The 18,277-nt window shown below is 45.3% G+C and carries 20 protein-coding genes and 1 riboswitch; of the genes, 11 read left to right on the top strand and 9 right to left on the bottom strand.

The features are described 5' to 3' along the window. Positions 1 to 4 precede the first annotated feature (4 nt). Positions 5 to 796, bottom strand: a complete 792-nt coding sequence (locus MHI55_RS18110; protein WP_339186899.1) for a polysaccharide deacetylase family protein — start codon at positions 794 to 796, stop codon at positions 5 to 7. A gap of 153 nt (positions 797 to 949) precedes the next feature. Between MHI55_RS18110 and MHI55_RS18105 the strand changes: the two genes are divergently transcribed. The 5 genes from MHI55_RS18105 (at position 950) to MHI55_RS18085 (ending at position 3,853) form a co-directional block, all read left to right on the top strand. Next, positions 950 to 1,291: a hypothetical protein gene (locus MHI55_RS18105; RefSeq protein ID WP_036673812.1), complete on the top strand. Its 342-nt coding sequence runs from the start codon at positions 950 to 952 to the stop codon at positions 1,289 to 1,291. 111 nt (positions 1,292 to 1,402) lie between these two features. Beyond that, the gene (locus tag MHI55_RS18100) at positions 1,403 to 2,074 is read left to right on the top strand and encodes a PspA/IM30 family protein (protein ID WP_036673811.1); all 672 of its coding nucleotides are present in this window, start codon (positions 1,403 to 1,405) and stop codon (positions 2,072 to 2,074) included. Between the two features lie 95 nt (positions 2,075 to 2,169). After that, positions 2,170 to 2,571: a DUF350 domain-containing protein gene (locus tag MHI55_RS18095; RefSeq protein ID WP_036613690.1), complete on the top strand. Its 402-nt coding sequence runs from the start codon at positions 2,170 to 2,172 to the stop codon at positions 2,569 to 2,571. Between the two features lie 23 nt (positions 2,572 to 2,594). Then, complete coding sequence (locus tag MHI55_RS18090; RefSeq protein WP_076317633.1) at positions 2,595 to 3,101, top strand: DUF4178 domain-containing protein; 507 nt, start codon at positions 2,595 to 2,597, stop codon at positions 3,099 to 3,101. Positions 3,102 to 3,112: 11 nt separating this feature from the next. Then, positions 3,113 to 3,853 (top strand): DUF4247 domain-containing protein, encoded by a 741-nt coding sequence (locus MHI55_RS18085; RefSeq protein WP_017688102.1) that lies wholly within the window; start codon positions 3,113 to 3,115, stop codon positions 3,851 to 3,853. A gap of 114 nt (positions 3,854 to 3,967) precedes the next feature. Here the strand turns inward: MHI55_RS18085 and MHI55_RS18080 are convergent, their stop codons facing one another. Continuing rightward, a complete protein-coding gene (locus tag MHI55_RS18080) occupies positions 3,968 to 4,258 on the bottom strand; it encodes an HNH endonuclease (RefSeq protein WP_156946171.1) in 291 nt (96 codons plus the stop codon). A 198-nt stretch (positions 4,259 to 4,456) separates the two neighbouring features. Here MHI55_RS18080 and glp point away from each other — a divergent pair, with 198 nt between their 5' ends. Continuing rightward, positions 4,457 to 5,746 carry a gephyrin-like molybdotransferase Glp gene (gene glp, locus MHI55_RS18075; RefSeq protein ID WP_036673991.1) on the top strand — a complete coding sequence of 430 codons (1,290 nt, stop codon included), beginning with the start codon at positions 4,457 to 4,459 and terminating at the stop codon, positions 5,744 to 5,746. 6 nt (positions 5,747 to 5,752) lie between these two features. Next, positions 5,753 to 6,286 (top strand): molybdopterin-guanine dinucleotide biosynthesis protein B, encoded by a 534-nt coding sequence (gene mobB, locus MHI55_RS18070; RefSeq protein ID WP_051449961.1) that lies wholly within the window; start codon positions 5,753 to 5,755, stop codon positions 6,284 to 6,286. A 247-nt stretch (positions 6,287 to 6,533) separates the two neighbouring features. Here mobB and xerS read toward each other — a convergent pair whose 3' ends face one another. Continuing rightward, the gene (gene xerS, locus MHI55_RS18065) at positions 6,534 to 7,640 is read right to left on the bottom strand and encodes a tyrosine recombinase XerS (RefSeq protein WP_036613698.1); all 1,107 of its coding nucleotides are present in this window, start codon (positions 7,638 to 7,640) and stop codon (positions 6,534 to 6,536) included. Positions 7,641 to 7,818: 178 nt separating this feature from the next. Here xerS and MHI55_RS18060 point away from each other — a divergent pair, with 178 nt between their 5' ends. The 4 genes from MHI55_RS18060 to MHI55_RS18045 all read left to right on the top strand — a co-directional run bounded on the left by MHI55_RS18060 (position 7,819) and on the right by MHI55_RS18045 (position 12,161). After that, positions 7,819 to 8,307: a GNAT family N-acetyltransferase gene (locus MHI55_RS18060; protein WP_036613700.1), complete on the top strand. Its 489-nt coding sequence runs from the start codon at positions 7,819 to 7,821 to the stop codon at positions 8,305 to 8,307. 78 nt (positions 8,308 to 8,385) lie between these two features. Beyond that, a complete protein-coding gene (locus MHI55_RS18055) occupies positions 8,386 to 9,159 on the top strand; it encodes a glucose 1-dehydrogenase (RefSeq protein ID WP_036613702.1) in 774 nt (257 codons plus the stop codon). Between the two features lie 134 nt (positions 9,160 to 9,293). Continuing rightward, on the top strand, positions 9,294 to 10,187 hold the full coding sequence (locus MHI55_RS18050; RefSeq protein WP_340030565.1) for an aldo/keto reductase: 894 nt from the start codon (positions 9,294 to 9,296) through the stop codon (positions 10,185 to 10,187). Between the two features lie 627 nt (positions 10,188 to 10,814). Continuing rightward, positions 10,815 to 12,161 carry an amino acid permease gene (locus tag MHI55_RS18045; RefSeq protein ID WP_340386553.1) on the top strand — a complete coding sequence of 449 codons (1,347 nt, stop codon included), beginning with the start codon at positions 10,815 to 10,817 and terminating at the stop codon, positions 12,159 to 12,161. 56 nt (positions 12,162 to 12,217) lie between these two features. Here the strand turns inward: MHI55_RS18045 and MHI55_RS18040 are convergent, their stop codons facing one another. The 6 genes from MHI55_RS18040 to MHI55_RS18015 form a co-directional block, all read right to left on the bottom strand. Further along, entirely contained in the window at positions 12,218 to 12,979 is a 762-nt protein-coding gene (locus MHI55_RS18040; protein WP_036613709.1) for a YqcI/YcgG family protein, read from the bottom strand. A gap of 82 nt (positions 12,980 to 13,061) precedes the next feature. Then, positions 13,062 to 13,688: a LysE family translocator gene (locus MHI55_RS18035; protein ID WP_017688112.1), complete on the bottom strand. Its 627-nt coding sequence runs from the start codon at positions 13,686 to 13,688 to the stop codon at positions 13,062 to 13,064. A gap of 139 nt (positions 13,689 to 13,827) precedes the next feature. Next, complete coding sequence (locus MHI55_RS18030) at positions 13,828 to 14,436, bottom strand: urea carboxylase-associated family protein (protein WP_340030562.1); 609 nt, start codon at positions 14,434 to 14,436, stop codon at positions 13,828 to 13,830. A 134-nt stretch (positions 14,437 to 14,570) separates the two neighbouring features. Beyond that, a complete protein-coding gene (locus tag MHI55_RS18025) occupies positions 14,571 to 16,067 on the bottom strand; it encodes an amidase (protein ID WP_340030560.1) in 1,497 nt (498 codons plus the stop codon). Between the two features lie 322 nt (positions 16,068 to 16,389). Then, positions 16,390 to 17,370 (bottom strand): DMT family transporter, encoded by a 981-nt coding sequence (locus tag MHI55_RS18020; RefSeq protein WP_047843351.1) that lies wholly within the window; start codon positions 17,368 to 17,370, stop codon positions 16,390 to 16,392. Between the two features lie 144 nt (positions 17,371 to 17,514). Continuing rightward, a riboswitch (FMN riboswitch) is annotated at positions 17,515 to 17,668 on the bottom strand. A gap of 84 nt (positions 17,669 to 17,752) precedes the next feature. After that, a complete protein-coding gene (locus MHI55_RS18015; protein ID WP_036673799.1) occupies positions 17,753 to 18,253 on the bottom strand; it encodes a DinB family protein in 501 nt (166 codons plus the stop codon). Positions 18,254 to 18,277: the final 24 nt, after the last annotated feature.

Raw genomic sequence — 18,277 nt, 5'->3', positions numbered from 1 at the left:
CATCCTAATCTTTGGCCTTGGGCAATCCCAGCATTTCGTCCAAGGTGACCAGTTCATATCCCCGATTACGTAGTTCCTCAATAATTTCAGGCAAAGCCTCAATCGTGCCGTTCAGGTTTGACCCTACACCGCCTCCAGCATGTTGCAGAACGATGGAGCCAGGTTTCACGGCAGAGAGGATGTTATCTTTCACCTGTTCCTTTGAAAGGCCTTTCCAGTCCAGGGAGTCTACGTTCCAGTTCACAATGCTATAATGTTGTTTGGCAGCCCATCTCAGCTGTTCTTCATTAATGTCTCCATAAGGTGGCCGAATCATCTTGGGCGTATATCCCGCCAAACGTTGAATAATATCCCCGGTATGTAAAATTTGTTTGCGAAAGGCATTCATCGACAGCTTACTGAATTCAGGATGATTGTAGCTGTGATTACCAACCATATGCCCTTCCTTAACGATGCGTTTCACTAGATCCGGATGTTTCTCAGCACGACTACCCACGATGAAGAATGTAGCTCTGACATTGTATTTCTTCAATACATCCAGCACTTGTGGAGTAAACCGTGGATCAGGTACATCATCAAAAGTCAGTGCAACCTTCTTGGTTGAAGGACCATTGGTTTTGAACGTATCGGCATATTTTTGACGTAATTGTCCCAATGTCAGTTGTTCTTCTTCCGCAGAATCCGAACCTGATACGGATTCACCTGGCGGGCTTGAAACATCCCGCGATGAAACTGGAGCATGAGATCCCCCGAGAAAAATAACGATAACCATCAGCATAATGAGGCGTACGCGCATAATATCGGCCTCCTTTTTCAAAATGACGTTCTCCTTGGTATACCCGGGGGCTCCATAAAATATGCGCAGTGTGAGAAGTTTCATTGTGGATTTAGCTCATGACAGCCATAATTCCTCCATATATAACATATAGAAAAGGATAGGTGGATGGGTATGAGTACATCTGATTTGAAATCCATACGTTTACAGGTGATTGAAGCAGGAGAAGATAAGGTTTTTCTCGTTACCGGAGGAAAGGCGCATATTGGCGCCGTAGCCACGTTCTATGTGGATCATGAGCGCGTAAGCGGGACGACGGTACATATTCCCGGGCATAAAGAACAAGAGCTGTGTGAGCGGCTTGCCCGAAAGGCAGCCTTGCAACTGAAAGTAACCGTTACGGTGATCATGGGTATCCATTTTGATTCCATCACGCGGATGCAGATCGACGAAATCGTGCAGACTGCAGAGAGGTTGATGGAGGATCATCTGAACAAAGATAAACGATCTTCCTGACATAAGAGCCATCGAATGTTTTGATTTTATTTGCTAAAATTGAAACGAGTTGTAGATTGTTACGTATGTATGTTTATATACGATGTAATATCGACTAGGAGGAATAACATAATGTCCATTTTCAAACGTTTGCGTGATCTAACCATGTCTAACATCAACGCCATTATTGACAAGGCGGAAGATCCAATCAAGATGACGGACCAATATATCCGTGACATGCAAGAGGATCTGGAAGATGCGGAGAAAGCAGTAGCTCAACAGATCGCCATTGAGAAGAAATTCAAGCAGTTGTTCGAAGAGCAGGAAGCTCTTGTGAAGAAACGTGAAGAGCAGGCGCATACGGCGGCACGTGCTCAGAATCTAGATTTGGCTCGACGTGCTCTGGAAGAGAAAAAGGTTGCTGAAGAGAAGATGGCTGAGTACAAAACCAGCTATGACCAAAACAAGGCTTCTGCAGATAACCTGCGTGGCAAGCTCGACGAGATGCGTAAGCAACTGACTCAAATGAAGAACAAACGCGAAACACTGGTAGCGCGTTACAATGCAGCAAAAGCCCAAACGGAAATCAACAAAGCGTTGAATGGGTTTGGCTCTGATACCGCAAGTGCTGGTATGAAGCGTATGGAAGAGAAGATGATGCAGATGGAAGCACAGGCAGAAGCAAGCAACGAAATGTCTTCCAAAGGAAAATCTTTGGATGAAGAGTTCGAGAAGTTGGGTAAAGATCAGGCTGTTGAAGACGAACTCGCAGCATTGATGAAACAGTACGATAATAAGAACTAATACCTTGGTTGTCAGCAAGGTTAACCAGCGGAGGAGAAGAGTATTTCTCCTTCGCTTTTAAATGCGGTTCATGTTGATATGTGGGGGCTGTGTAAATGGATTTGAACATTTTGGCGATGCTGGTCTGGACCGGATCTGGTTCGGTTTTGCTGTTTGTCCTGATGTATGTTGATTCACTGTTCACGAAATATAAGGATTTTGCTGAAGTTAAGGCTGGCAATATGGCCGTTACTACACGTATGGTTATGAAATTATTTGCACAAGGATATGTACTCGCTACGTCCATTTCTACGGCCGGTCACCTGGGAGAAGCACTGCTGGTCTCCGTTGTATCCTTTATCATTTTGTTGATTCTGGAGAGTGTTGTACACTTTATGATTCGCAAATGGGCCAATCTGGATCTGGATACGGGAATTCAGCAAGGGAAGACAGGGTACGGATTGTTCTCTGGCGCTTTACATATCGTGGGCGCACTGATTATTGCAGCTTGTTTATAAGATAAGGAACAGGAGTAATTCTCATGAGTGTATGGAAACGAATTAAAGGAATACTAACGAAACCTGAACCACCGCAGGCAGAGAAAACGATGCTTCAGCTTGCACCTGGTGATATCTGTGAGGTTTCTCTGGTCACTTATGAAGTCGTTGGTCGGGTACAAAATCGTGCTCGAAATGCAGTTGTGCTCACGCTGCAGGATGGTACCGCATTTCGATATTTGCATATCGAAGAACGGGAACTCACACGTTACGCCCTATATACACCAATTGATGGCAGGCTTGATGCACCTGATGAGGTGCCCACATTGCTGGACCTGGATGGACGCGCATATCATCTGGAGGAAGAGTATGGAGGCATGGTATCAACGGCAGGTAGAACTCCATATGGCCAGGCTGGAGAACAATTGGTATGGCAGTATCAGTCGGATGATAATATGCTTCTTCGCGTGGAGTGGCAAGACAGAAGATTTACACTGTATGAGGGTGAGTCCATTCTTCCTGCGGATATCAAAGTGATTCGTTCGAGCTAGGAGAGGTTCCAATGAAAAAACGCTTGGCACATGGATTAAAATTAATGCTGGTCCTCAGCCTTGTCATGTCTCTGTTGTCCGCGTGCGGAGCAGCACCTTCTGTTCAGGACACATATCCGCTTGAATCGGTTAACGGCAGTGGTAACTCAACGTCCTATGTGTACCGTGCTTCGGACCGTACCGTTCCGGAAGTGGCTCAGGAATTGTCTGACCAAAGGCAACCGGATCAGATATCGGCGGAGAACACAGAGCGTATGTTCCTCGTGTATCAGGACGAGTATTATCACCTGCAACAAGACCCGAACAAGCCGGAGGATACCTTGGTTGAGGTGGACTCCAAGGAATATGTTCGGCAGAACTACGATTCATCTTTTTTACAAGGTTACCTCACCGCTACATTAATTGGTAATCTGTTCGATTCTTTTGGCGGGCGAGGTTATGGCAACTATCGAGGATATACCAATAAAGATACGTATAAACCGAGTGCAGGATCTTATCGTGCACCAACAAGTAATGACAAGAAGCTTGCTCCACCTATTACTGTTGATCGGAAAGGTACGATTACAAGGCGCGGAAGCGATAAAGATTCAAGCGTGGGATCTGGCGGAGGATTATTCAACCGCAACAAGGATCAGAGTAAGGGAACCATTGATCGCAACAAGAGCAGTGGTGGGCTGTTTGATTCACCTAAGAAATCCTACAAAAAACCAAAAACCAGAGTGGGCGGCGGCCGAATTAAGAGGCGAAGATAATGATTTAATTATAAGCTTGGCTGCCCAACATATAGTTCAATCCAAAAAGAACAGGAAAAGGTATGACGGATTTATCTCTATCCGCGCATTTACCTTGGAACTGTTCTTTTTGGTTTACGATTTGCGAACATGATTGGACTTGCGTACGCGGGGAATCGTTGTAGCAGGTTGTTTGCGAATCCAGCGGATAAATGGAATCATTCGTTCATCCTGTCTCAAGGATTGCAGATCAGTGAGACCAAGGGTTACAATGTCGCGATTGGTGTATAGCGAATGAATCTGTTTGTGACAGGGGATGCACAGGTTGGCCGTTGGTAGAAATGTTCCGCCCATTTCTTTGGGTGTAAGATGATGAATGGTCGTATTCACAGGTTCTCTTTCGCATAATTCACATCGATTACTCATGATCATCGCCTCCCTTTGTCACTTATATTATGGGCAGACAAGATGCCTTTCATGTTGAACATAGGTCAAGGAATGTTACACCTGTAAGAAATAAGATTTGTCACAGGATCAATAAGTGATGTACTTGTTATCTTACTGTATTCGGGCTACACTTTCTTAAAGGATGATAGTCTTTAGGAGGTAAGAATACTTTTGAAAATGAACTCACATTCACATGATATGACAACTGCCAAATTCAATCGTACAGCTGTACAGGTACCGGATGCCCAAGCCAAAATAGCTGCAAGAGTTACTGTAGGCTCCATAGAGAAAGTTCACCTTGAATCTGCTCATGGCCGCACACTTGCAGAGACGATTCAGGCACCCCATCCGTATCCATTCTTCCGGAGATCGGGTATGGATGGATTCGCTATTATAAGTACAGATACCATAAATGCATCGAGTGATCATCAAGTTTGGTTTCGAGTCATTGATGAAATCCCTTGCGGCTACACCTCGGATCACACCATTGTTTCAGGTACGACGGCTCGCATCATGACGGGTGCACAGGTTCCGGAAGGTGCGGATGCGGTAGTTATGATGGAGATGACCGAGAGCAAGGTAGAGAATGGAGAACAGTGGATTGCATTGAAACGGCACATATTGTCGGGTGCTAATATCACCCCAATCGGACTGGAAGTCCAAGAGGGACAGCAACTGCTCGAAGCAGGAACGATCATCAGGGCAGGAGAGCAGTCCGTGTTAGCTACTTTTGGCATAGCAGAAGTTCCTGTATTTAAACGTCCAAAGGTGGCGATATTCGCAACCGGCACGGAATTGCTTGATGTAGATGAGCCATTACAACCAGGTCGGATTCGGAATAGCAACAGTTACATGTTGCGCTCTCTGGTTGTAGAGGCAGGTGGAGAGCCTGTGATGTACGGTTCTATTGCAGACGATGTGAATACGGCAAGGGCCAAACTGGAAGAAGCCATTCAAGATAATGATATCGTGGTGACCACAGGCGGAGTATCCGTCGGGGATTATGATATTATGGGCGAACTTGTGCTTGAAGAACATGTGGAGATGTTGTTTAACAAAGTGACGATGCGACCAGGCAGTGTGACCACAGCTGCTATATATAAAGATAAATTGCTTTTTGCACTTTCGGGTAACCCGGGGGCTTGTTTTGTAGGTTTTGGTCTGTTTGTTCGTCCAACCATTCGTTCCATGCAGGCGGATGCTCATCCTTATATGGAAGAATGGACTGCGATCTTGGAAGAAGAGTACACCAAAGTTAATAATTTTACACGTTTCGTACGTGGACGCACAGAGATCCGCAACGGCATGGTGTACGCGATACCGGCTGCCGCCCGTGTAGATGAATCCAGCGTGATGATCACCATTAAGGACAGTGATTGCCTGATTGTTGTTCCACCTGAGAAAAAAGGCATTCCTGCGGGTGAGCAGGTACGTATTCTCAAACTGCCCTCAGGTCATGTGAGGTAGTGGTAGATGACTACAATGAGTGATACAAAGCCACATATCATACAGATTGTTGGATACAAAAACACAGGCAAGACAACCCTGACAGCCGCGCTGATCGGGCACTTTTCTTCTATGGGACTTAAAGTAGCAGCAATTAAGCATGATGGTCATGACCATTTTGAGATGGATCAAGAAGGAACGGATTCTTATCGATTTGGAGAGTCTGGGGCTTCGGCGGTGGTTATCATGTCAGAGAAACGTACTGCGATTATGGAGCGACAGGCAACCAAGCTGGAGGATATGCTGAGCTATCTATCGGATTATGATTGGATTGTTGTTGAAGGATTCAAGAATGTTTCTTATCCCAAATTTGTGATGGTTCGAGAAGAGAAAGATCTGACCTTGGTTGATCAGCTTGAAGGGGTAGTGGGTATAATCTCATGGCTACCTTCAGAGCAGTTTATAGAGCGGAGCGCCGTAAGCAGAGAGATAACATGGTACTCGGTTCATGAAACGGAGGATATAGCCAAAGCGTTGTTAGCGATGGTTGAAAGCAAGTGAAGGCAGAATGGTGAAGTCTAATCGTAGAAACGTTAAAAAAGTAGGATATTATGATCGCTGGATATGATTGAATTTACAGAGAGCGTGATTGATTCTTTTTAATACAACGTAATATTTATTATGTAAACTATAATTATTTCTACTTATGCTCTTCTCCTTGAATGATGCAAAAAAAACAAAAAAGCAGCAGACCTTTCTCGGATCGAAATCCTTGATGCGGTTTGCTGCTTTTATTATGTTCGGGATGTTACATCCCTTCGTCGGTACGACGTTCAATGGCTTCGGACATCGTTTTGTCGGTAAGGTGAGCATAGATCTCGGTTGTTTCCGTAGAAGCGTGTCCAAGCTGCTCTTTTGTTTTGTAAATATCATTTTGCAAATAATAGTCGGTTGCGAATGAATGGCGTAATTTGTGCACGGTCAAGTAGGGTTTACCAAAGCGCTTGGCATATTTCATAATCATGGCCTGGATCGCTCTTTTGGTCATTCGACTGCCTTCTGAATCTCCGTTACGCAAAGCAATGAACAGACCTTTCTCCCGCTTGGGTGTACGGTAACGTGATTGCCGCAGGTTCATATAAGTTGCGAGTTCGTCCTTGGCCTGTTCCCTGAAATAAACGGGAGTTTTGTACGTCTCATCATTGTTACCTTTGCGATAAACATACAGGAGTTTGTTGTTCAGATCGAGATCATCGACGTTCAGGTTCACAACTTCCGACACCCGTAAGCCGGAATTCAGAATCAGGCTGGCAATACAGGCGTCCCGTTCTTTGTTGATTTCATGGGAGTATAGGGCCTGCTTATTCTTCTCCATATCGACAGCGTAACCTTCAAGAATATAGCCGATGAATTCCAGCAGTTCCTCTTCCTCCAGAATTTTACCTTTGAGTTTGGCAGCGGTGTCCTTGGGTTTATGGGTACGCTTGATCTCGATTTTGGCCATAATGTTCCGCTTCAGCAAAGGATAAAAGTCTTCATCTTCCGCAATCTGGCTCAGGTAATGAAAAAGGGAGCGAAGGGAAGAGAGCTTGCGAGATACGGTAATTCTGGAATTGGTTCCTTCCCGTTTGGTTGTAAGAAATAACCGATAGGCGGTAACCGAATCCATGCGAAGGACTTCCAGTTCAGTCAAGGTAACTTCTTTATTAGAGCTTGCCTCGGACAGCCCTTCTGCTCGCAACCATCCGAAGAAAGCTTCGTAATCTCTCAGATATTCGAGTAGGGTAGAGGGGGACAGGTCAGGCAGCTTGTAGTCCATGAATTGCTGAACGAACCAAGGCATGGAAGGTAGTTTGTCATCCAGCTTGCGTCGATCAATCTCTTTTTGCACGTTGGTCAAGTTCGACACCTCCATGTGAAAAACATATAAAATGAATATTCAATTTAATAGTATTCTATGCTCTAGTGTACCATAATTTACATGCTCACAGCTTGTTCACCAAAGCATGCAGTAAGTAGGGTATGCTTCCTTGCCCTTCGGCGCGTAAACCTTTAAAGTAATTAGTATACGTAAAGCAGAGGAGGTGAACCGGATGAATATGAAAATAGAACTGGTTCCCCGGGAACGCAGTCAGGTGATTCGGCATTTAATGCAATTTTATTTATATGATTTTACCAAATACCTGAATATTGATGTGGACAGTAACGGCATTTTTCCGGAATATCCCGGTCTGGAGGCATTCTGGGCAGAAAAGGACCGCAAGTTTCCTTTTTTGATTACAAGTGATGGGGCACCTGCAGGGTTTGCTCTGGTGGAGAAATTGGAGCCTGGTAGTAAGGATAATGACTACTATTTGACTGAGTTTTTTGTGATGCAAAAATATCGGCGCAGTGGAGTGGGTACTCGGGCAGCCTATGAACTGTTCAAACGTTTTCCAGGAAGATGGAAAGTGACCCAGGTTCGTAACAATGTCATTGCCCAGGCGTTCTGGCGAAAAATTATAGGGGATTATACCGGAGGCCGCTTTCGAGAAAAGTTCCATCCGGAACTGGGCAATCCAAGCCAGTATTTTGTAACCTGATTCCCATCGGGGTTTACCTACATATAAAGCATTCTGCTTGAATGCTGAAATAAAGAATCTGATGAAGGAGTGAGTGACATGAACGTACCCACATTCCATCTCGATGGACAGACAGCACTGGTGACAGGTGCAGGGAGAGGGATCGGAAAAGCAATTGCGATTGGACTTGCCCAGTCAGGCAGTGACGTTATACTTGTATCCCGAACGATGAAAGAAATTGAGGAGACAGCAGCCTACATCTATGAACAGACAGGGCGTAAAGCGCTCGCTCTGACTGCGGATGTGACATCAAAAGAACAAATGGAAGAGACGTTTCAAGAGGCGATCTCGGAGATGGGTAGCCTGGACATTCTGGTGAATAACGCAGGTATGAACATACGGACACCAGCACTTGAAGTAACAGACGAGCAGTGGGAGACCATCATGCAGACAAACTTAAAATCGGCTTTCTTCGCTTCGCAATTAGCGGGACAGCATATGAAAGAACGTGGGACTGGGAAGATCATTAACATCTCTTCGGTAGGTGGGCATACGGCTTTGCGGACAGGGGTTGTATATGGTGCGACCAAAGCTGCATTAATTCATATGACCAAAGTTCTCGCACTGGAATGGGGCAAGTATGGAATCCGTGTCAATTCAGTAGGGCCATGGTATTTCCGAACACCTTTGACTGAAAAGTTGCTGGATGATCCCCATTATTTGCAGGAAATTGTAAGCCGTACACCGTTACAGCGAGTGGGAGAACTGGAAGAAGTGGTAGGGCCGGTTGTATTCCTGGCATCAGATGCAGCGGGATACATAACGGGTCAGACGTTATTGGTTGACGGTGGAATGTCCATTTATGGCTTTTAAATAAATGAAGTTGGTTGCAGTTTGGAAAAGTGGGTGGCATAACCAAATCATGGGTAATAACATAAGGGAAGTTGAAGTTAATCTGTATTTCTATTTATCTGTACCCAATTCACTGAACTTGGAGGAAGATAACCATGGAAACGCGCAAGTACGGTAATACTGGCATGAACGTAAGTACACTTGGATTTGGCGGAGCGGAAATAGGAAAAAATGTATCCAAAACGGATGTAGCAACATTGCTGAATAGTGCCCTGGATGCTGGATTAAACGTGATAGACACGGCTGAATGTTACGGTGACAGCGAGGAATTAATCGGCGAGGTGTTGTCACATCGGCGTGATGACTACTATTTGTTCACCAAATGTGGACATGCTGCCGGGATCGAAGGTCCGGATTGGGATGCCAAAGTACTGGAGCAAACGATTGACCGTAGTCTGAAAAGGCTGAAAACGGACTATGTGGATGTTATCCATTTGCATAGCTGCTCCGAAGAAGTACTCCGACAAGGAGCAGTGATCGAAGTGCTACAGCGTGCCAAGGAATCAGGTAGGACCAGGTTTATCGGATACAGTGGGGATACAACAGATGCGCTATATGCGATTCAGACCGGAGTATTTGACAGCCTGGAGACTTCATTAAATATCGCAGATCAGGAAGCAATTGATCTTACGTTGCCTGAGGCAAGAAAAAGAAACATGGGTGTCATCGCCAAAAGACCAATTGCCAATGCGGCCTGGACGTATGATACACTTTCAGAAGAGGCTTATCCATTTATATACTGGAAGCGCTTAAGTGAACTGAACTATGGTTTTCTGGGTGAAGATGCCCAGGTAGCGGTGGAAACAGCACTGCGTTTTACGCTAAGTACCGAAGGTGTAGACACAGCTATTGTAGGAACAGCCAAGCCCAATCGCTGGCAGCAAAATGCTGATCTTGTGGCTAAAGGGCAACTCCCACAGGAATTGTATGATGAAATTAGAGCACGATGGAAAGAAATCGCCGGAGCAGATTGGACTGGCCGGACTTAAATCAGAAATATTAGCGAAGCCGCCATATGGCGGCTTTTTTATGAATAACATAAAATATTTTCAACATATGAAAAATTCACAACAACTTTCGGATCAGGGGCTGAGAAAAATTTTAGGGGATAATGTCTATACGTCAGCTTAGTCCGAAACGGAACGGGTGACAAAGGATGAAAGAGGAAAAATCCCAGGAAATATCCCTTCTTATAAGCGACTAAATTTATAAAAAACGACGAAGATATTGAGAAAATACGAAAAATAGGCAATCTACGTTCAATTTAAAAGAAATAACGAATAAGTTATAATATTTCAACATATGAAAAATTCACAATAGAAAGATCATTTTCTCACCTTAGTTACCATCTCTCATATAGCCACATTGACGCACCACCAAGTTTAAAAGGAAAACCATTTTAAGCGATTGAAGTCAACCACTTTTTTGCGGGTTTAAATCAAATTGAAAATATATCTTTATGAATAATCTCTAAAAGCATACAGCTTAAATTAATTATAAGAATGATAATAACATATTAATTATTATGTAAACTAATAATAATTCTTTTGGCAATACAGACATAAAACCTCCATGACCTGCAAATCGTAAGGGGATAAGGCAGAAGGAGGAGCTTCATGAAAAGTCAGCAACACCGTAAAAACGACGACGAAAAACTAAGTTGGTTCAGCCTATCCTTGTTTGGCGCGGGTTGCACACTGGGAACGGGATTTTTTCTGGGAACCAGTCTAGCGATTCATTGGGCCGGCATATCCGTACTTATATTGTTGGTGCTGGCGGCGGCAGGTACTTACTTTGTATTTGGTGCGCTGGCACAGATGACTGCAGATGATCCAAAGGAAGGCGCTTTTCGAACGTATGCGGGCGAAGCATTCGGACCTTGGGCTGGTTTTGGTAGTGGATGGATGTACTGGTTCTCTGAAATGCTCATCATGGGCAGCTCATTAACGGCACTTGGGCTGTTCTCTCAATTCTGGTTTCCCAAGTTTCCGCTATGGGCATTTGTTGCGATCTATGCCGCTATAGGTCTGTTCATTGCTGCACTGGGAGCGAAGGGATTAACCAAAACGGAGAATATTCTTGCTGTAATCAAACTTGCTGCAACGGTTGCATTTATAGCTATAGCAGGAGCGGCTTGTCTGGGTTGGTTACCTGTAAAAGTCACACCCGAGCAATTGAAGAATGAATGGTTCCCGCATGGAGGTAAAGGCGTATGGACCGGTTTCATCTATGCATTCTTTGCTTTTGCCGGGATCGAGGTTATGGGTTTGATGGCAGCTAACCTGAAAGAACCAAAAGATGCAGTGAAATCAGGTCGAGTAATGCTATTGACGGTGAGTACACTCTATGTGATTGCAATTGCGTTGATCCTGTTGCTTGTGCCTTCAGTTCAGTTAACTCCAGATGAAAGTCCGCTTGTCAAAGCCATGTCAACCATTGGATTCACTGTTGTGGTCCACATTCTCAACGGAATTCTGATTATAGCCGGATTCTCGACGATGGTGGCTTCGTTATATGCCATTACGTCCATGTTGGTGAAACTCGCGGAAGATGGAGATGCACCAAAGCTGTTCACGAAGACCTGGGGAAAAAAGGACATGCCACTTCAGGCATTGTGTTGCACAGCGGCTGGATTAGTCCTGTCTACGTTGATGGCATTATGGATGCCCAAGAGTTTGTTTGAATATGTGACGACAGCAGGTAGTCTGGTATTAATGTATACATGGCTGCTCATCTGCATCACGTACATTAAAAAAATGAAGCCCGTGAAGTGGAATCGCATCAAAGTGTGGATTGCCATAGTATTAATTGTGGCTGCTGTGGCTGGGACAGCGATGGAAAAAGCCAGCAGAACGGGTCTGCTGGCAAGTGTGGGACTTTTGGTGTTCCTTGGGATCATCACGTATGTTGTTCATAAGGTACGTGGCTCGAAAGCATCGCAGTCAGCACCATCCAAACCATAAGCAACTCTCAGCAACTTTCGTGGAGGTCGTACAACGGATTAATGAGTGCTTTAAGATTATTTCGTCAACTTGCCTAAGGCTTGCTTCATCCGCATGAATGGACATTTGGAAGGTGTCTGCTCATCATCAGGCAGGAAATACTGTTTCCATTCCAGATTATCCTGCTGACCATACCACATCAGCGAAGGGTGAGCAGGTACAGCATCATATGCAGCGAGACGTTTGCGAATTAAGGTTTTCATTTTACGGCCAAGAGGGGTGTTGTCATTAATGGATTCGAATACCCACCGTGGTTGAAAAGCAAACATGAGATAAGGAAAATGCCGGCTGGCTCGGAGTTCATGTGCAGGAGTTGCACAAAAACAAAAGTAAGGCTCTCCGCCAAAGCAAAACTCCCATGATGAATCATGAGGATCGGTTGAAATATGTTCCGGCCACGGCTCGGTATCGTGTGAACTTACCCGATTAAGCATTTGCCAGAATAACGTCTGATATTGCTCTACCGTTGTATGATCTTTCAGATCACTTGGTGTCTCACAGATCACGACCATCGAAGCGTAATGACCGGTGTCTCTGGAGACAGGACCATATTGTCTAAGCAGATCGGCCATATCTTCGGCAGCATGTTCAGATCGGGGGTCACACGTAAATCCGTACCTCAAATGTCCTGACAGAAATCCCATTCGTCCAGGTACACATGGATACGTATTATCTTCGTCGGCGATCATTTTACCAAATTGCGAATAAGCGTCCTGCTGCCAAGATGGAAGACGCTCAAACAAGGTGTTTATTTCGTCGGCACTATACAGCTCCGCCATTGATTCCCAACTCCATTCCACATGATACCGTTACAGTATTAATGTCGGGGAAGTTGGGTGACTGTCCAGCCTGATTTTGTTGTCAGAAAAATATGGAACGTACAGCTTCGTACCCAAAATACAAACCAAATCCGATCAGGCAGATTCCCGAAATGATAGAGATCCAGCGCAATACATTCTCACTGCTATGTTTGTGGAATCGACTGGCCATTCCAGCCATAATGACATCCCATACCAGGATACCAATGAATATGCCTGAACTGTAGAGTAGCAAATGAGCAGTATCCGTATGCTTCACAGTTGTCGCGAGAATAGAGCCATAGATCCCCAGCCAAAATAATATATTCAGTGGATTGGACAGGGCCATCAAAAATCCGGAAATAAAAGATTTTCGAACAGTTGCTTCCGCAGTAGATGTACCTTGAATGCCTTGCTTTAGCTTCGAGAGCGTTTCCACTCCCGTGTAAATCAGAATAAAACTGCCAAATGACCAGAGAAAAGAGCGCATGAACGGCGTGTCCAGAAAATGGGCAACTCCAAAATAAATCAGCAGCATATACACCAAATCTGCAAACATAGCTCCGAGCCCTAGAATCCAAGCATGCATGAATCCGTGGCGGGCTCCACGGTCGAGTTGGGCGGCGTTAATCGGACCGATTGGAGCGGACAATGATATTCCCAGAATGATATAACTGAACAGTACAGACATAAACACGTTCACTCCTTAACGGGTTCGATGAATTGTACCAGTCGTCACAGAAAATGGGTACAAGTCATCGTATTCCCGTAAGGAGTGAATTAGAACAAACTACTTTTATCTCATACTGCGTCAAGGCCTTGTTATTCTGTTAAAGTTCCACATCCAATTGAATTGGGGTGCAGTTGTATCCGTTGCATGAGCTTTCTTCACAAGGACAAGCGGAGAGCCCAATTGTGAGATCCATTAATGCCTCCATCTCGATATAATCACCTGCACGAGAGTCGGGAGCTACAACATCAATCTTGCCTTCACTGTCTACAACGGACTTCATAAACAGGTTAAATGGATAGTGTTGATCCGGCGGTAAGATTCCGAAGGGTTCTAGTGCCGTGTTCAGATTGTGATAACAACTGGCGTGATCCTTTTTGTGGTATAACACCTCATACATCTCTGGACGACAAGCAGAGTTGAAGAAATCATGTACCCCAACGGTGTCACGGACAATCTTGAGTAAAGGTTGATACTGATTGGAATATACAAATTGTCCTGGTTTAATTCGATAAGTACGCAATACGTCCATTGTCACGCCGGGATCCAAGCGATGGTTAGCATCCGTAGCATCATATGCCACAAAATCAATGACTTGCTGTCCCTCCAGATCCGTTATGCGTAGTAAAGAACCCTTGTTTACTTTCAAGGCATATCCCGTTTTGGCTGGGATAAGATAAGACTGTTTATGGCGCTGATTCGTATTCATCTGTTACATTCCTCCGCTACTGTTTGCTTTCAGTATGTGGAGCAGATGATGCTTTCATGCACTTTTATGGCGATGCACTCTGTACTCAGGCAGGAACATCCAATGGTAAATTTAACACACCACATAATACGTCTTTATGCTGGAAATAGTGGATTACCTCTCATCCCGATCCAGAGGTCTGATTGTTCAAGCTGTCCAGCCAGATGTAATAACCAATCTTCGCGTCCCTTGGTTGCCATCACTTGAACGCCCATTGGCAAACCTTCAGGTGTCATATGCAGAGGCACACTTATCGCAGGCTGGCCTGTCAGATTTGCAAGCTGGGTGAAGGGTGTATACGTAAGACTTGGCTCAAACATTTCATAGATGAGTTGCTGCTGCTGGGTCTTGTCCAATTCACTAATTCGCATCAGATTACGGATCTGTTCGTCATGAGGTGTTAATTCACCAATCTTAGGCGCAGGAAAAGCATTAACGGGTGTGACGTAGAAGTCATAGCGTTCAAACAAAGTGGACATCTGCGCTGCAGCTACATCCCACTCAGCCAGACTATGTACAAATTCCGCAGCGGACACCTTTTTGCCAGCTTCAGCGAGAACCCAGGATTCAATCTCCATATCCTCGGAGGTCAGAGCCCGGCCCATGGATCGTTCCATGGAAGAGATCATCGCAGCCATCTCACCACTGTTCATCATGTAATAATTCTCCATCAACCGAACTCCGTTGACGGGACTCAGTTTTTCTTCAACATGATGACCTTGTTCTTCCAACCAGCGCACGAGCTTGTATACAGACTCTTTGGCTTCTGCGCTGACAGGTGTACCCACGGGTGAATCCGTTGTGTATGCAATTTTCAGTTTGCGTTGATGTGGATAGCTCATATCAGCGAAGTAACTGCCTGGAAAGAGTGGAGCATGGAACGCAGCTTCGGGCTGAATGACTTGTAACGTATCAAGCAATGCAGCACTGTCCCGAACCGAGCGAGAGAGGGCAAAATCAATCGATGCGCCTTGCCATTGACGACCAACTCCCGGTCCTACAGGTGTGCGCCCGCGGGTTGGCTTTAACCCAAACAATCCGCTAAAGGAAGCCGGGATACGAATCGAACCTCCTCCGTCACTGGCTCCGGCAAGAGGAACAATACCCGAAGCTACAGCAGCAGCGGCACCACCACTTGAACCACCTGGGGAGTGATTGATATTCCATGGATTGCGAGTTGGACCATGAAGACGGGGCTCGGTAATATTTTTTAAACCAAATTCAGGAGTATTGGTATGTCCTATGAAGATAAAGCCTGCATCACGGAGTCGAGTGACAAAATTGGAATTGCGTAATGCACGATGCTCGCTGAACAAACGGGAGCCTGAAGTCAGAAATTCACCTTCCAAGGATTGCGAGATATCTTTCAGGAGCAGGGGCACACCGGCAAAAGGTTGTTCTCCAGGGCGAACCAAACCAGCTTCCTCACGTGCGCGATTTTCATATGTACGAATAACCGCATTAAGTTGCGGATTCACTTCTTCAAGGCGTGCAAACGCCGCTTCAAGCATTTCAACCGGGGATACTTCCCGGGATCGGATCAGTTCAGCCAAACCTACGGCGTCGTAGGAGGTATATGAGAATGAAGACATTATGATCGTTCCTCTCTGAATATATTTCATCTGTTTATTCCATATGTCATCGTACCACCGGATTAGACAAAAGACAAAAGATAGAAGAGACGTAGTGCGATGATATGCATACTCGTTATGAGGTTGGAGGGAAAAGAGGGGGATTTGCATTTGCGAAATAGAGATAAAGCAAAGGGTTAATAGATCATTTTGCTAATTGAGAAAATGATCGAGTAATATCGAGTCATGGAAATAAAAAACCACTGCTCATCTTATTTGATGTGCAATGGTTTTATTTTTATATTTGACTATTTGTTGATATGAGAACCTCACATATATCCACTTACTCTGTACGAAGCTTTGGTGCAGCATCGGCCGCAGTTGATGATCTTTCCTGCTGTCTAGAAATGGCGAAGAGGGCCACCCAGATCAGAATAAAACCAAGCAGCTGCTCCCATGTAATCAGTGTACGGAAAGCAATCCAGTTCACCAACACACCCGCCATCGGGAAGCTAAGTTCTGCGAGTGTTGCAACAGAGGCTTTGGTTGACGACAGACCTTTGTAATACAACAGAAGACTGAGCAAACCTGGCAACAATGCCTGACCGAGAATGTTGAGGATGACAGCGGTCTGTTCACCCGTTCCGGACGGGAACGTCCATGCTGCACCTTCATTCCACGTCATAAAGATCAGGAGGGGAAGAGCAACGACAAAGCGCAGGGAGGTGACCGTTTCATAACGCGCCTGACCCAGCATCAATCGTCCCATAACGGTTGAACCTCCCCATAAGGCAGCAGCCCCAAGGGATAACAAGCTTCCGGCATGAATCCAGTTGTCCCAGTTACCTAATGGCAATGTGAAGCCAAATGTAAGCAGGTACGTTCCTGCTAATGCAATGAAGAACAATCCACCGAAGCGACGTGGCAACGTTTCTTTTAATAACAGTTTAGCCAGCACGATAGCGAAGAGTGGTTGCATTTTTTGCAATAAAAGTACCGTATTCGGATCGTTATGTGTTAGTGCCATGGTGAACAATACCGTTGCGAGTGCTGATCCTCCCCATGAGATAAAAATCACGGCAATCCAGTGGCGAGCACGCAGGTTTTTCAGATCAGCCCGAAATTTCCACAGTACGGGAATGGCAATAAGACTGACGATGATATGTTCCACCAGTACAATCTGCGTGGAGGTCATCGTATTTAGCAAAATAATGCGGAAGAGTGGGTCGACACCCCATAAGGCGGCGCCGAGAACTACAAGCCAGAATCCGGTATTACTTCGTTCCTTGCGGTAAACAGGTGATGCTGCTGATGTCTTTTCCATATTCAGGACTCCTTCGTCAGAACACGGAATCTTCAGTTGGCAAAATCGACAAAAGCCCCCGTTTTGGTATATACCAAATAAACGGGGGCTCATCCAAGGACATGCGTCAGGAAAGAGGCCTTCCCGTGAACGGCATGTCAATGTGTTGATCTTCTCTCATCCGGACTGTACCGTCGGCCTTGGATTCACACCAAGTCAGTCGCTGAATGTCCTTCGTTAAGAACAATTAGCGAGTCGCGGGCTGGTTCCGAAGAACATCACCGCCGGTTGGGAATTGCACCCTACCCCGAAGATCCTATTCAATTATATAGTGTGTTGAACAAGCTGTAACATTAATAAGTTCATCTTATTCCTGTAAGCGCTAGCAGTTCAAGCATTTTTTTTAGAAAACGATTTTCCAGCTTCCTTGCTGTCTGCGAAGGAGCACGATCTGGCCTGCGTGATACGCATCATGGAGTACCCAGCGAGCCAGTTCGTGTGCCCATTTCTCTTCGGAGTCCATATATGCGGCTTCAAGATCAGACTCTTGTAGTGCAGCTAATTGATCTCGCAACTGCTGGGCTAATCGAGTTGTACCCTGCATCAGTGTATTCCAACCAGCTGCATCCGTTGCATCTCCCGGATTCCCAAATGTGTATTCATTGGAGTCTACAGCAGGAAGGGTAGGCTCCTTACCTTGCATGCGACATAATAAGCGATGGTTGTAATAATACATATGGTTAACCAACTGCCAGATGCTTAATCCCCCTGAGGGTGGAATCCAGGCTGCTTGTTCTGCTGTAAGGCCCTCCAAGGATTTCGACAAAGGTACAATCCAATTACATTGATCCCAAGTATCATCCTTTTGAATAAGTAACACATCTAGTGCTGTTGTGTTCGTCATTGCCTTTTCCTCCTTGCGTATAAT

Origin of the sequence: Paenibacillus sp. FSL E2-0151 (genome assembly GCF_037993015.1) — a bacterium.
In the GTDB taxonomy this organism is placed as follows: Bacteria; Bacillota; Bacilli; order Paenibacillales; family Paenibacillaceae; genus Paenibacillus; species Paenibacillus amylolyticus.
The sequence above is the reverse complement of the archived record's forward strand: the minus strand, read 5'-3'. Positions and strand labels throughout refer to the sequence as shown.